Consider the following 14,185-nt stretch of genomic DNA (forward strand, 5'->3'; position numbering starts at 1 on the left):
GTGACTGTGGAACTGCTCCCGGGACACATGCTCACGTGTGTGTGTTCGGTCGAGCTGAGCCCCGTGCGCCTGCGCCGGGGCGTTTCGTTTTTCCAGCCCCTTCTGAGCGGTCCTCATCACCCGGAAGGAGGCCGACGCTCTATGGCAAGGCCCGACAAGGCTGCCGCGGTAGCCGAGCTGACGGAGCAGTTCCGCAGCTCGAACGCCGCCGTGCTGACCGAGTACCGGGGTCTCACCGTGGCGCAGCTCAAGACGCTGCGCCGTTCGCTCGGTGAGAACGCCCAGTACGCCGTGGTGAAGAACACGCTGACCAAGATTGCGGCCAACGAGGCCGGGATCTCGACGCTCGACGACCTGTTCAACGGTCCGACGGCGGTCGCCTTCGTCACCGGTGACCCGGTGGAGTCGGCGAAGGGTCTTCGTGACTTCGCCAAGGACAACCCGAACCTCGTCATCAAGGGCGGTGTCCTTGACGGCAAGGCGCTGTCCGCCGACGAGATCAAGAAGCTTGCGGACCTCGAGTCCCGCGAGGTTCTGCTCGCCAAGCTGGCGGGCGCCATGAAGGGCAAGCAGACGCAGGCTGCTCAGCTCTTCCAGGCGCTTCCCTCGAAGCTCGTCCGCACCGTGGACGCGCTCCGTGCCAAGCAGGACGAGCAGGGCGGTGCCGAGTAATTCGGCTCCCGAAATGACCGCCGCCTGAGGCTCCCCGCCCAAGGCAGAGGTCGTTAGCGGGCCGAACGTACGCCCGCCAGACATGTACATCCGGCACCAGCCGAATTAGTGGAAGGAAAGCCATCGTGGCTCTCACCCAGGACGAACTGCTCGCCGAGTTCGAGGGCATGACCCTCATCCAGCTCTCCGAGTTCGTGAAGGCGTTCGAGGAGAAGTTCGACGTCACCGCCGCCGCCGCGGTCGCCGTCGCGGGCCCGGCCGGTCCGGCCGCCGCCGCCCCGGTCGAGGAGGAGAAGGACGAGTTCGACGTCATCCTCACCGGCGCCGGCGAGAAGAAGATCCAGGTCATCAAGGTCGTGCGTGAGCTCACCTCGCTCGGCCTGAAGGAGGCCAAGGACCTCGTGGACGGCGCCCCGAAGCCCGTCCTCGAGAAGGTCGCCAAGGACGCCGCCGAGAAGGCCGCCGAGTCCCTCAAGGGCGCCGGCGCCTCCGTCGAGGTCAAGTAAGGCCTCTGAGGTCGACCAGACCTCTGTGCGCTGAAACACGTCCTCCGGGGCTGTAACGCGCGGACCGCGAAGAGCGATCATCCATCCGGGTGGTCGCTCTTCGGCGTTCCTGGGAGGCCGACCACGGTTACCTTGCACCCGCCCCGGCGGGGGGTATGGTGATCTTCGTCGTGTCCCTGGCGCACCGGGTTTGCGCAGGGGGGCCTTGACGAACCGCACGCAGCGCGCAATTCTCAGGACGCGTCGCCAGAACGGTCCGAATCCGAGGCATGGATCGGCGACGACGAGGGCAGTATCAACGTGCGTTGAAGGCAGGCATGTGACGCAGGCGTTGACGATGGCGAGGGTCTCAGAAAATGGAGACTGGACATCAGTGTGCCAAGTGGCTACACTGACCCTTTGCGCTGCCTGTTAGCTGTCCCCTGCCCGTCACCAGGGGTCTGCCCTCACTCGAATGCCGACGACCGAACCTCCTCTGAACTGGGGTTTCTGTCTCTGTGTCCGGGAAGGGACCGGGGAGCGCGTAGTGAGTCCGAGCCCTCGGAAGGACCCCCTCTTGGCCGCCTCGCGCACTGCCTCGAACGCGAATATGAACAACGGCGCCAGCACCGCCCCGCTGCGCATCTCCTTTGCAAAGATCAAGGAGCCTCTTGAGGTTCCCAACCTGCTCGCGCTGCAGACCGAGAGCTTCGACTGGCTGCTCGGCAACACCGCCTGGCAGAGTCGGGTCGAGGAGGCTCTGGAGTCCGGTCAGGACGTCCCCACCAAGTCCGGTCTGGAGGAGATCTTCGAGGAGATCTCCCCGATCGAGGACTTCTCCGGGTCGATGTCGCTGACCTTCCGCGACCACCGTTTCGAGCCGCCGAAGAACAGCATCGACGAGTGCAAGGAGCGCGACTTCACGTACGCCGCCCCGCTCTTCGTCACGGCCGAGTTCACCAACAACGAGACCGGTGAGATCAAGTCCCAGACGGTCTTCATGGGCGACTTCCCGCTCATGACGAACAAGGGCACCTTCGTCATCAACGGCACCGAGCGTGTCGTGGTGTCGCAGCTGGTCCGTTCGCCGGGTGTCTACTTCGACTCCTCGATCGACAAGACGTCCGACAAGGACATCTTCTCGGCCAAGATCATCCCGTCCCGGGGTGCCTGGCTGGAGATGGAGATCGACAAGCGCGACATGGTCGGTGTCCGTATCGACCGCAAGCGCAAGCAGTCCGTGACCGTCCTCCTGAAGGCGCTCGGCTGGACGACCGAGCAGATCCTCGAGGAGTTCGGCGAGTACGAGTCCATGCGCGCCACCCTGGAGAAGGACCACACCCAGGGCCAGGACGACGCGCTGCTCGACATCTACCGCAAGCTGCGTCCGGGCGAGCCCCCCACGCGTGAGGCCGCGCAGACGCTCCTGGAGAACCTGTACTTCAACCCGAAGCGTTACGACCTCGCCAAGGTCGGCCGCTACAAGGTCAACAAGAAGCTGGGCGCGGACGCCCCGCTGGACGCCGGCATCCTGACCGTCGAGGACATCATCTCGACGATCAAGTACCTGGTGAAGCTGCACGCGGGCGAGACCGAGACGGTCGGCGACAGCGGTGGCTCGATCGTCGTCGAGACCGACGACATCGACCACTTCGGCAACCGCCGTCTGCGCAGCGTCGGCGAGCTCATCCAGAACCAGGTCCGTACGGGTCTGGCGCGTATGGAGCGCGTCGTGCGTGAGCGCATGACCACCCAGGACGTCGAGGCGATCACGCCGCAGACCCTGATCAACATTCGGCCGGTCGTCGCCTCCATCAAGGAGTTCTTCGGCACCAGCCAGCTGTCCCAGTTCATGGACCAGAACAACCCGCTGTCGGGTCTCACCCACAAGCGCCGTCTGTCGGCTCTTGGCCCGGGTGGTCTCTCCCGTGAGCGGGCCGGCTTCGAGGTCCGTGACGTGCACCCGTCGCACTACGGCCGTATGTGCCCGATCGAGACGCCCGAAGGCCCGAACATCGGTCTGATCGGCTCGCTCGCCTCCTACGGTCGCGTCAACGCGTTCGGTTTCGTCGAGACCCCGTACCGCAAGGTCGTCGACGGCCAGGTCACCGACGAGGTGGACTACCTGACCGCCGACGAAGAGGACCGGTTCGTCATCGCGCAGGCCAACGCCGGCCTCAACGACGACATGCGCTTCTCCGAGAACCGCGTCCTGGTCCGCCGCCGTGGCGGCGAGGTCGACTACGTCGCCGGTGAAGACGTGGACTACATGGACGTCTCGCCGCGCCAGATGGTGTCGGTCGCGACCGCCATGATCCCGTTCCTGGAGCACGACGACGCCAACCGTGCGCTCATGGGCGCGAACATGATGCGTCAGGCCGTGCCCCTCATCAAGAGCGAGTCCCCGCTCGTCGGCACCGGCATGGAGTACCGCTCCGCCGTCGACGCCGGCGACGTGGTCAAGGCCGAGAAGGACGGTGTGGTCCAGGAGGTCTCCGCGGACTACATCACCACCGCCAACGACGACGGCACGTACATCACGTACCGCCTGGCCAAGTTCTCCCGGTCCAACCAGGGCACCTCGGTCAACCAGAAGGTCATCGTCAACGAGGGCGACCGGATCATCACGGGCCAGGTGCTCGCCGACGGTCCGGCCACCGAGAACGGCGAGATGGCCCTCGGCAAGAACCTGCTCGTGGCGTTCATGCCGTGGGAGGGTCACAACTACGAGGACGCGATCATCCTGTCGCAGCGCCTCGTGCAGGACGACGTCCTCTCCTCGATCCACATCGAGGAGCACGAGGTCGACGCCCGTGACACCAAGCTCGGCCCGGAGGAGATCACCCGGGACATCCCGAACGTCTCCGAGGAGGTCCTCGCCGACCTCGACGAGCGCGGCATCATCCGTATCGGTGCCGAGGTCGTCGCCGGTGACATCCTCGTCGGCAAGGTCACGCCCAAGGGTGAGACCGAGCTGACCCCCGAGGAGCGCCTGCTCCGTGCGATCTTCGGTGAGAAGGCGCGCGAGGTGCGCGACACCTCGCTGAAGGTCCCGCACGGCGAGATCGGCAAGGTCATCGGCGTCCGCGTCTTCGACCGCGAGGAGGGCGACGAGCTGCCGCCCGGCGTCAACCAGCTGGTCCGGGTGTACGTCGCCCAGAAGCGCAAGATCACCGACGGTGACAAGCTGGCCGGCCGGCACGGCAACAAGGGTGTCATCTCCAAGATCCTGCCGATCGAGGACATGCCGTTCCTGGAGGACGGCACCCCGGTCGACATCATCCTCAACCCGCTGGGTGTGCCGTCCCGAATGAACCCGGGACAGGTCCTGGAGATCCACCTCGGCTGGCTCGCCAGCCGCGGCTGGGACGTCTCCGGCCTCGCCGACGACTGGGCCCAGCGCCTCCAGGTCATCGGCGCGGACCAGGTCGCCCCGCGCACCAACGTCGCCACCCCGGTGTTCGACGGTGCCCGTGAGGACGAGCTGGCGGGTCTGCTCCAGCACACCATCCCGAACCGCGACGGCGACCGCCTGGTGCAGCCGTCCGGCAAGGCGCGGCTGTTCGACGGCCGCAGCGGTGAGCCGTTCCCGGACCCGATCTCCATCGGCTACATGTACATCCTGAAGCTGCACCACCTGGTCGACGACAAGCTGCACGCCCGGTCGACCGGCCCCTACTCGATGATCACCCAGCAGCCGCTGGGTGGTAAGGCCCAGTTCGGTGGCCAGCGGTTCGGCGAGATGGAGGTGTGGGCGCTGGAGGCTTACGGCGCCGCCTACGCCCTCCAGGAGCTGCTGACCATCAAGTCCGACGACGTCACCGGCCGCGTGAAGGTCTACGAGGCCATCGTCAAGGGCGAGAACATCCCCGAGCCCGGCATCCCCGAGTCCTTCAAGGTCCTCATCAAGGAGATGCAGTCGCTCTGCCTGAACGTGGAGGTGCTGTCCAGCGACGGTATGTCCATCGAGATGCGTGACACCGACGAGGACGTCTTCCGCGCGGCGGAGGAGCTCGGCATCGACCTGTCCCGGCGCGAGCCGAGCAGCGTCGAAGAGGTCTGACGGGAGTCCGGTAGGGGCCTCGCCATCGCGCGTGGCCCCCGCCGACCCCCAGGCCCCCGTATCAGACCAAAGACTCACAACCCTGAGAGGGATTGACGCATAGTGCTCGACGTCAACTTCTTCGACGAGCTCCGGATCGGCCTGGCCACCGCTGACGACATCCGTCAGTGGAGCCACGGCGAGGTCAAGAAGCCCGAGACGATCAACTACCGCACCCTCAAGCCGGAAAAGGACGGGCTCTTCTGCGAGAAGATCTTCGGCCCCACCCGGGACTGGGAGTGCTACTGCGGCAAGTACAAGCGTGTCCGCTTCAAGGGCATCATCTGTGAGCGCTGCGGCGTCGAGGTGACCCGCGCCAAGGTGCGCCGTGAGCGGATGGGCCACATCGAGCTCGCCGCCCCCGTCACGCACATCTGGTACTTCAAGGGTGTCCCGTCGCGCCTGGGCTACCTGCTCGACCTCGCCCCGAAGGACCTCGAGAAGGTCATCTACTTCGCGGCGTACATGATCACGTTCGTCGACGAGGAGCGCCGCACCCGCGACCTGCCCTCCCTGGAGGCGCACGTCTCCGTGGAGCGCCAGCAGGTCGAGAACCGCCGGGACTCCGACCTCGAAGCCCGCGCCAAGAAGCTCGAGGCCGACCTGGCCGAGCTGGAGGCCGAGGGCGCCAAGGCCGACGTGCGCCGCAAGGTGCGCGAGGGCGCCGAGCGTGAGATGAAGCAGCTGCGCGACCGTTCGCAGCGCGAGATCGACCGCCTCGACGAGGTGTGGACCCGCTTCAAGAACCTCAAGGTCCAGGACCTGGAGGGCGACGAGCTCCTCTACCGCGAGCTGCGTGACCGCTTCGGCACGTACTTCGACGGTTCGATGGGTGCCGCGGCGCTGCAGAAGCGCCTGGAGTCCTTCGACCTCGACGAGGAGGCCGAGAAGCTCCGCGAGATCATCCGCACCGGCAAGGGCCAGAAGAAGACCCGTGCGCTCAAGCGCCTGAAGGTCGTCTCCGCGTTCCTGCAGACCAGCAACAGCCCCAAGGGCATGGTGCTGGACTGCGTGCCGGTCATCCCGCCGGACCTCCGCCCGATGGTGCAGCTGGACGGTGGCCGCTTCGCGACCTCCGACCTGAACGACCTGTACCGCCGTGTGATCAACCGCAACAACCGCCTGAAGCGCCTTCTCGACCTCGGTGCGCCCGAGATCATCGTGAACAACGAGAAGCGCATGCTCCAGGAGGCCGTGGACGCCCTCTTCGACAACGGTCGTCGTGGTCGCCCGGTCACCGGTCCCGGCAACCGCCCGCTGAAGTCCCTGAGCGACATGCTCAAGGGCAAGCAGGGTCGTTTCCGTCAGAACCTGCTCGGCAAGCGAGTCGACTACTCGGCGCGTTCCGTCATCGTCGTCGGCCCGCAGCTGAAGCTGCACCAGTGCGGTCTGCCCAAGGCCATGGCACTGGAGCTCTTCAAGCCGTTCGTGATGAAGCGCCTGGTCGACCTGAACCACGCGCAGAACATCAAGTCCGCCAAGCGCATGGTGGAGCGCGGCCGCACCGTCGTGTACGACGTCCTCGAAGAGGTCATCGCCGAGCACCCGGTGCTGCTGAACCGTGCGCCCACCCTGCACCGCCTCGGCATCCAGGCCTTCGAGCCGCAGCTGGTCGAGGGCAAGGCCATCCAGATCCACCCGCTCGTCTGCACCGCGTTCAACGCGGACTTCGACGGTGACCAGATGGCCGTCCACCTGCCGCTCTCCGCGGAGGCGCAGGCCGAGGCGCGCATCCTGATGCTGTCCTCGAACAACATCCTCAAGCCCGCCGACGGCCGTCCGGTGACGATGCCGACCCAGGACATGGTCCTCGGTCTGTTCTTCCTCACCACCGACAGCGAGATGCGGGACGTCAAGGGCGAGGGCCGGTCCTTCGGCTCCGCGGCCGAGGCGATCATGGCGTTCGACGCGGGCGACCTGTCGCTCCAGTCGAAGGTCGACATCCGCTTCCCGGTGGGCACCATCCCGCCGCGCGGCTGGACCCCGCCGGCCGTCGAGGAGGGTGAGCCGGAGTACCAGACGGGCGACAGCTTCCGGCTGCGTACGACCCTGGGCCGCGCGCTCTTCAACGAGCTGCTGCCCGAGGACTACCCGTTCGTCGACTACGAGGTCGGCAAGAAGCAGCTCTCCGAGATCGTCAACGACCTCGCCGAGCGCTACCCCAAGGTCATCGTGGCGGCGACGCTCGACAACCTGAAGGCGGCCGGCTTCTTCTGGGCGACCCGTTCCGGTGTCACCGTGGCCATCTCCGACGTGGTCGTTCCCGAGGCGAAGAAGGCGATCGTCGCCGGGTACGAGGCCAAGGACGAGAAGGTCCAGAAGCAGTACGAGCGCGGTCTGATCACCAAGGAAGAGCGCACGCAGGAGCTCATCCAGATCTGGACCCAGGCGACCAACGAGGTCGCCGAGGCGATGAACGAGAACTTCCCGAAGACCAACCCGATCTTCATGATGGTGAACTCGGGCGCACGAGGCAACATGATGCAGATGCGTCAGATCGCCGGTATGCGTGGTCTGGTGTCGAACGCCAAGAACGAGACGATCCCGCGTCCGATCAAGGCCTCCTTCCGTGAGGGCCTGTCGGTGCTGGAGTACTTCATCTCGACTCACGGTGCTCGAAAGGGTCTGGCGGACACCGCTCTGCGTACCGCCGACTCGGGTTACCTCACCCGTCGTCTGGTCGACGTCTCCCAGGACGTCATCATCCGCGAGGAGGACTGCGGCACCGACCGCGGCCTCAAGCTCCACATCGCGGAGATCGGCGCCGACGGCGTGCTGCGCAAGGCGGAGAACGTCGAGACGTCCGTGTACGCGCGCTGCCTCGCCGAGGACATCGTGGTCGACGGTCAGGTGCTGGCCCCGGCCGGCACCGACCTCGGTGACGTGCTCATCGACGAGCTGGTGGCCCGTGGCGTCTCGGAGGTCAAGACCCGCTCGGTCCTGACCTGCGAGTCCGCCGTCGGCACCTGCGCCATGTGCTACGGCCGTTCGCTGGCCACCGGCAAGCTGGTCGACATCGGTGAGGCGGTCGGCATCATCGCCGCCCAGTCCATCGGTGAGCCCGGTACCCAGCTGACGATGCGTACCTTCCACACCGGTGGTGTGGCCGGTGACGACATCACCCAGGGTCTGCCGCGTGTCGTCGAGCTCTTCGAGGCCCGTACCCCGAAGGGTGTCGCCCCGATCTCCGAGGCCCAGGGCCGCGTGCGGATCGAGGAGACCGAGAAGACCAAGAAGCTCGTCATCACCCCGGACGACGGCAGCGACGAGACGGCGTTCCCGATCTCGAAGCGCGCCCGGCTCCTGGTCAGCGAGGGCGAGCACGTCGAGGTGGGCCAGAAGCTCACCGTGGGTGCCACCAACCCGCACGACGTGCTGCGCATCCTGGGTCAGCGTGCCGTCCAGGTCCACCTGGTCGGCGAGGTCCAGAAGGTCTACAACTCGCAGGGTGTGTCGATCCACGACAAGCACATCGAGATCATCATCCGGCAGATGCTCCGCCGCGTGACGATCATCGAGTCCGGCGACGCCGAGCTGCTGCCCGGCGAGCTGGTCGAGCGCTCGAAGTTCGAGCACGAGAACCGTCGTGTGGTCCAGGAGGGCGGTCACCCGGCCTCCGGTCGTCCGCAGCTCATGGGTATCACCAAGGCCTCGCTGGCCACGGAGTCCTGGCTGTCGGCGGCGTCCTTCCAGGAGACGACGCGAGTCCTCACGGACGCGGCGATCAACGCCAAGTCCGACTCGCTCATCGGCCTCAAGGAGAACGTCATCATCGGTAAGCTCATCCCGGCCGGTACGGGTCTGTCCCGCTACCGCAACATCCGGGTCGAGCCGACCGAGGAGGCGAAGGCCGCGATGTACTCGGCCGTCGGCTACGACGACATCGACTACTCGCCGTTCGGCACGGGCTCCGGCCAGGCCGTTCCGCTGGAGGACTACGACTACGGTCCGTACAACCAGTAAGTAGTGGGTTCTGAAGGGCGGTCACCCCGTTGCCGGGGTGGCCGCCCTTCGGCGTCTCACCGTGCCGTCAGCTCCAGCGCGGCGACGACCACGGTCGCCACCGCGGCCAGTACGCCGACACTGGCCAGCGGCCACCTGGACCGCTCCAGCGCGTCGAGGCGCTGCTCGTGGTCGGCGAGCTGCTTGTCGGTCTGGTCGCTGCGCTGGACCAGCAGCGCGAGCGACCCGTCGACCCGGGCGAACCCGGCCTCCAGGGTGCCGCGCAGCCGCTCCAGTTCCAGGGCGACGGCGATCGGGTCGTTCGGATCAGCGTCTGTCATCAGCGCCTCCCGTCCGCAGCCACGAGGGCAGTAGCGCCTGTACGGCGGGTACGGCCATGACCCGGGCGACCCCGGCGGCGACGGCCAGCGCCCCGGCGACCCAGGGGAGAGTGGCCGGGAGGCCGGCGGCGTCGACGACCGTCGGCAGCAGGACGCACAGGCCGACAGCGGTTTGTACGACGGTCCGGAGGGTCCGCTTGGCGGCCTCTGACATGGGAAACCTCGTCTCTCGGAGCCTGCTTCAGGAGCTGTAGGGGACCTTGAGCGCCGCCCAGGAGGCCGCCCCCGGCCAGCCGTCGGCCGCCGTGCCGGTGTAGCCGAGCCTGCGCTGCCACTTGGCGTACGACGCACGGTCCGCCTCGGTCCACTGCGGGCCGGGGCCGTCGGCGTACGCGGAGCAGCCCACGGCGACCAGCCGCTTGCCCAGCGCGGTGACCACCGCCGACCTCGGCTTCTTCCTGAACCAGTCGGCACCGGGGAAGGGCTGGTAGGCGGGCGTGCCGGGCGAGGTCTTCGTCTCCAGCCGGGCCGCGACCCGGCTGCGGAAGTCGGCCATCGCGAAGCCCTTGGGGTCGATCTTGGTGTTGGTCCACTCCTTGTGGCCGATCACCGACCGGGCGCTCCAGCCGTGCGCCCGGCACAGCGCGGCCGACGCCCGGACCATGGCGTCCAGCTGGACGGCGGGCCAGGGGTCCCTGCCGTCGCCGAGGTTGACGCATTCGAAGCCGTAGAAGTGGACGTTGCCGTCGGTGTCGTTCTGGTGGGGCGCGGGGAGCGAGGCGCTCTCGGCGACGACGGCCCGCAGGACGTCGCCGTCGCCGCTGCCTGCGTGGTTGGCGCGGCCGTTGCCGACGAGATGGACGGTGCCGTCCTTGGCGATGACGCCATGGCAGAGCGGGCCCGGCAGGTCGGAGCGGCCGTTGAAGCACATGCTGACGGAGGTGCTGGTGCCGGAGGTGACGGTGTGGTGGATGATCACGCCGTTCACCGGTCCCCAACTGCCCTTGCTGTTGCGGTTGTGGGTACGCCAGCCGTCGTGCTCGACGACGGTGACGCCCTCGGCCCGCAGGGCGGTGACGAGGGCGTCGGCGGAGAGGGGTGTGGCCATGGGCGGGTCCTTCCGGGAGATCCGGGCATGAAAAAACCCCGGCCGGCGTCGGGCGGCTCGGGGTGCGGCGACAGGGGTGCGGCAGGGTCAGGCGCCGGTTTCCGTACCGGAGTCGGCGGTCGTGCCGGTCGTGTCCGTACCGCCGATGTCCGACCCCTCGCCGGAGTCGTCACCCGAACCGTCTTCGCTGGGCGGCCAGTTCGCGCACAGGGCCGTGTAGGCCGCTGTGTTCTGGACGAAGTTGGCGAGGGCCGTGGCCACCGCGCGCTGGACCGCGGTCTGGTCGGGGAGCACCGGGTCCGTGCCGACGGGCAGGACGGTGACCCGGCCGTAGCCGCGCAGCACCGAGTTGTTCGCGCCGGTCTCGGTGAACTGGGCGGTGATGTTGACGGGCGAGTACGTACCGGTGATGGAGTCCGGGCCGATGATGTCGCTGAGGCTGGTGTCGGAGACGTTGACATGGATGGTGTGGCCGGCCTCGGTGAGGGTGGCCCGGCCGGCGAAGTCGATCGCGAGGCCCCAGGGCTGGCTGGTGTCGATGTCCATGGAGGGTGTCCCTTTCCGTGAGGTCAGGTCTGGCGGCCGTGCATCAGCACGGGGTTGACGTAGACGGTGCCGCCGGTCGCACTGACGGCGGCCTGGACCTCGACCTTGAGCAGGGCGCCGAAGACCGCGCCGAAGTCGGAGCTGATCAGGCCCGTGTAGTCGAAGTCCGTGTTGGCGCTGACGCCGGTGCCCCACGGGACGCCGTTGACGAGCACCTGGACGGTGCCGGTATAGCCGGAGGTGACGCGGGTGTTCATGAGGAGCCGCATCTTCGGCTGCCAGGCGACGTTGTAGGACGTCGCGATCGTCGTCATGGCCGTGGACGTGGTCCGTGGCCAGCGGGTGTAGTCCGAGTCCTGCGGCGGCAGCATGGCCAGCCAGGGCCGGGCGAGGCCGCCGTGGCCGATGTCGTCCGAGAGGAGTTCGCGCTCGTCGGCGTCGTAGAACCGCAGTGGCTGCTCGGAGGTGGCGGTGCCGTCGCCGTTGTACATGCTCAGGGCCCGGTTGCCGGTCTGGCGCCGCAGCTCCATCTGGTACTCGCTGCCGTTCCAGTTGCCGACCCGGAAGATGGTGGCCCCGCCGGACGGCCCGACCGACAGGGAGCCGGAGACCGTGTTGAGGGCCGGCCGGGTGTTGACGGCGGTGGACAGCTGCTGGATCCGGCGTTCCATCTGGGTGAGCCGGTCGATGATGTCTTCGGGGAGCTGGGGCATCAGGCGGCCTCCTCCAGGTAGAGCTCGGCGGTGTCGGGGCGGCCGCGCTGGGCCGGGCTGACCTTGACGCCGATGATCCGGTAGCTGGCGTCCAGGCCCTCGGTGAACCACTCGTCGGTGATCCTGATGCGCGCGGTCCGGCCGAGCAGTGCGGTCGGCACCAGGTCGTCGAGCCGGATGCTGATCTCCGGTATCACCACCGCGCCGGTGGCCGCGGTCAGTTCGGCGCGGGCGAGGGCGTTCAGGGTGGTCTGGTCGGTGACGTCGTTGTGGTCGGAGGTGAGGTCGATGCGCGGGTAGCCGGCATGGCCCTTCCCAGTTCCGATCAACTGGTCGACGGACGCGACCGTGGAGGCCAGCGGCCGGGACTCGGTGGACTGGTCGTCGTTGGTGGAGGCGCCCCGGGCCCGGGCGGTGGTGCCGCCGCGGGTGGCGTCGCGCGGGAAGGAGTACGACAGGATCGTGCCGGGCCGGTCCAGGACCAGGGGCGTGGAGCCGGTCTCGATCCTCGGGTGGCCCAGCACCAGTCGGCGCACTCGGGTCCCGGCGACCGGGTCGGTGTAGACGGTGATGTGGTATTCGAAGCCGTCCTCCAGGGCGGCCAGCGCGTCCAGTGCGTCCTGGTAGGAGGTCTCGTCGCCGTCCCGGTAGGTGATCGTGCGCAGCACCTGCGAGGTCTCGGTGCCGGGGGTGACGAGGATGTTCCCGCCGTCGAGCTGGGTCTGCATGTGGTCCCACAGGCGGCGGGCGATGTCCAGCTGGTCGGCGTCGGCGAAGGGCAGCTTGAACAAGGGGTCGTACTCGGGGTGGTCCGCCCGGATCACCCGCCGCCCCGCGTACGACTCGAAGGTCGCCGCCTGGATGCCGAGGGTGAGGATGCCCTGGTCGTCGCTCTGCAGGGTGCTGGTCCAGATGATCCCGCCCCACCACAGGTCGGTGCCGCGCTGGAGGTAGACCGCGGTACGGCCCTCCTCGATCCGGCGGACCCGGGCGGCCACCTCCGCGTTCGGGACCGGGATCGTGCCGGACAGGGAACCGGCCTTGCCGATGTAGTCGTCGACGGTGACATCGCGCAGCGGCAGGATGTCGATGGTGCTGTCGGTGAGCAGATCGCAGAAGATCGCCCGGTAGGGCGTGTTGACGGTGGTGCTCATGCGGCGGCCTCGTAGGTGGCGGTGCCGCGGATGGCGTAGCCGCTGACCCAGGTCCAGGGCGACAGCGCGTCCACGGACCCGTAGTACGGATTGACGATCGCCGTGGCGTCGACCCGGCCCGTGGAGACGCCCAGCTCGAAGGTGCCGGTGGTGGCGAGGTAGATCCGGCTCACGTTCCGGGCGCTGTTGGTGGCGCCCAGTTCGGCGAACCCGACGATGGGCTGGACGGTGGCCGCGGTCACCGGCAGCGCGAACCTCCAGTTGTCCGAGGTGGTGGCGCCGGAGCCGAAGTTGGTGGTGCTGCCGAACTGGATCGAGAAGTTGAGGTGCACGGTCGTACCGGACTTGAGGTACCGGCAGCTGAGGGCGGCGTTGCCGTACGACGGTGTGGCGGTGCCGGAGGCGGTCGTCCAGGCCGGTGTCCAGTCCTGCCAGGTCGGCAGCACCGGGTAGTTGGTCCAGGCGGTGCCGGTCCACCGCTGCAACTGGCCGTCGAGGTCCCGGTACTGGCCCGGGTACGAGCCGATGCTGGAGTCGGTGCTGACCGGGAGGATGCCGCCGACCCCGACGGTGGCGGTACGCCGGCCGGTCAGGGCGGTGCCCCAGACGATGGCGTTGGCGCCCGTGCTCGCGTTGGCCTGGACGAGGACCTCGTACAGCGGCAGGGCCAGGTCCGGGGTGGTGGGCGCGGCCGGGGTGGCGGCCGGGGTGCCCTTGATGACCTCGATGACCGCCTCGGTCCGGCCGGAGCCGTCGTAGGCGTCGTCGTAGACGCGGACCACGACCAGGTCGATCCGGCCGTACTGGGCGTCACCGTTGTCGAAGGTGACGGTCACGTACTCGGTCAGGGCGATCGGGTAGGCGCCCCGGGCGCTCACCGCGGACGGGGAGTCGGGCGCCTGGATGACGGCCCGGCCGGGGCTGACCGTGGCCCGCATGGTGTTGGCGATGCCGGTCAGGGTGAAACCGGCCATGCGGAACTGGCCGGTGTACGAGCCCGGAAGCACACCGGAGCGGGTGCCCACGGGCGAGGTCGGGGTGAGGGCGCCGAGCGGGACGAGCCGGGTGTCCTCGCGGGTCTGGCCGTCCGGGGACAGCCAGCCGGAGCGTACGGGCATGGTG

The 14,185-nt window shown here is 68.1% G+C and carries 11 protein-coding genes; 4 read left to right on the forward strand and 7 right to left on the reverse strand.

Translation table 11 applies throughout. The features are described 5' to 3' along the window. The first annotated feature begins 141 nt into the window (after positions 1 to 141). The 4 genes from rplJ (at position 142) to AB0D59_RS14140 (ending at position 9,222) form a co-directional block, all read left to right on the forward strand. On the forward strand, positions 142 to 672 hold the full coding sequence (rplJ, locus tag AB0D59_RS14125; protein WP_351693785.1) for a 50S ribosomal protein L10: 531 nt from the start codon (positions 142 to 144) through the stop codon (positions 670 to 672). Positions 673 to 794: 122 nt separating this feature from the next. Beyond that, the gene (gene rplL, locus AB0D59_RS14130) at positions 795 to 1,178 is read left to right on the forward strand and encodes a 50S ribosomal protein L7/L12 (RefSeq protein ID WP_351694530.1); all 384 of its coding nucleotides are present in this window, start codon (positions 795 to 797) and stop codon (positions 1,176 to 1,178) included. Positions 1,179 to 1,734: 556 nt separating this feature from the next. Continuing rightward, positions 1,735 to 5,220 (forward strand): DNA-directed RNA polymerase subunit beta, encoded by a 3,486-nt coding sequence (gene rpoB / locus AB0D59_RS14135; RefSeq protein WP_362564602.1) that lies wholly within the window; start codon positions 1,735 to 1,737, stop codon positions 5,218 to 5,220. A 102-nt stretch (positions 5,221 to 5,322) separates the two neighbouring features. After that, positions 5,323 to 9,222, forward strand: a complete 3,900-nt coding sequence (locus AB0D59_RS14140) for a DNA-directed RNA polymerase subunit beta' (RefSeq protein ID WP_362564604.1) — start codon at positions 5,323 to 5,325, stop codon at positions 9,220 to 9,222. Between the two features lie 56 nt (positions 9,223 to 9,278). On the opposite strand, the gene AB0D59_RS14145 is transcribed toward AB0D59_RS14140, so the two are convergent. The 7 genes from AB0D59_RS14145 to AB0D59_RS14175 form a co-directional block, all read right to left on the reverse strand. After that, a complete protein-coding gene (locus tag AB0D59_RS14145) occupies positions 9,279 to 9,542 on the reverse strand; it encodes a hypothetical protein (protein ID WP_362564606.1) in 264 nt (87 codons plus the stop codon). Continuing rightward, positions 9,529 to 9,756 carry a hypothetical protein gene (locus AB0D59_RS14150; RefSeq protein ID WP_362564608.1) on the reverse strand — a complete coding sequence of 76 codons (228 nt, stop codon included), beginning with the start codon at positions 9,754 to 9,756 and terminating at the stop codon, positions 9,529 to 9,531. The genes AB0D59_RS14145 and AB0D59_RS14150 overlap by 14 nt, the downstream gene beginning before the upstream one ends. 27 nt (positions 9,757 to 9,783) lie before the next feature. Beyond that, the gene (locus tag AB0D59_RS14155; RefSeq protein ID WP_362564610.1) at positions 9,784 to 10,650 is read right to left on the reverse strand and encodes a peptidoglycan-binding protein; all 867 of its coding nucleotides are present in this window, start codon (positions 10,648 to 10,650) and stop codon (positions 9,784 to 9,786) included. An 87-nt stretch (positions 10,651 to 10,737) separates the two neighbouring features. Continuing rightward, positions 10,738 to 11,196 (reverse strand): ATP-binding protein, encoded by a 459-nt coding sequence (locus tag AB0D59_RS14160; protein WP_362564612.1) that lies wholly within the window; start codon positions 11,194 to 11,196, stop codon positions 10,738 to 10,740. Positions 11,197 to 11,219: 23 nt separating this feature from the next. After that, positions 11,220 to 11,909: a hypothetical protein gene (locus tag AB0D59_RS14165; RefSeq protein WP_362564613.1), complete on the reverse strand. Its 690-nt coding sequence runs from the start codon at positions 11,907 to 11,909 to the stop codon at positions 11,220 to 11,222. Then, positions 11,909 to 13,063 (reverse strand): hypothetical protein, encoded by a 1,155-nt coding sequence (locus AB0D59_RS14170; RefSeq protein WP_362564615.1) that lies wholly within the window; start codon positions 13,061 to 13,063, stop codon positions 11,909 to 11,911. The genes AB0D59_RS14165 and AB0D59_RS14170 overlap by 1 nt, the downstream gene beginning before the upstream one ends. Further along, the gene (locus AB0D59_RS14175) at positions 13,060 to 14,181 is read right to left on the reverse strand and encodes a hypothetical protein (protein WP_362564617.1); all 1,122 of its coding nucleotides are present in this window, start codon (positions 14,179 to 14,181) and stop codon (positions 13,060 to 13,062) included. Before AB0D59_RS14175 ends, AB0D59_RS14170 begins: the two co-directional genes overlap by 4 nt. Positions 14,182 to 14,185 lie beyond the last annotated feature (4 nt).

Origin of the sequence: Streptomyces sp. NPDC048417 (assembly GCF_040651615.1) — a bacterium.
Classification (GTDB): domain Bacteria; phylum Actinomycetota; class Actinomycetes; order Streptomycetales; family Streptomycetaceae; genus Streptomyces.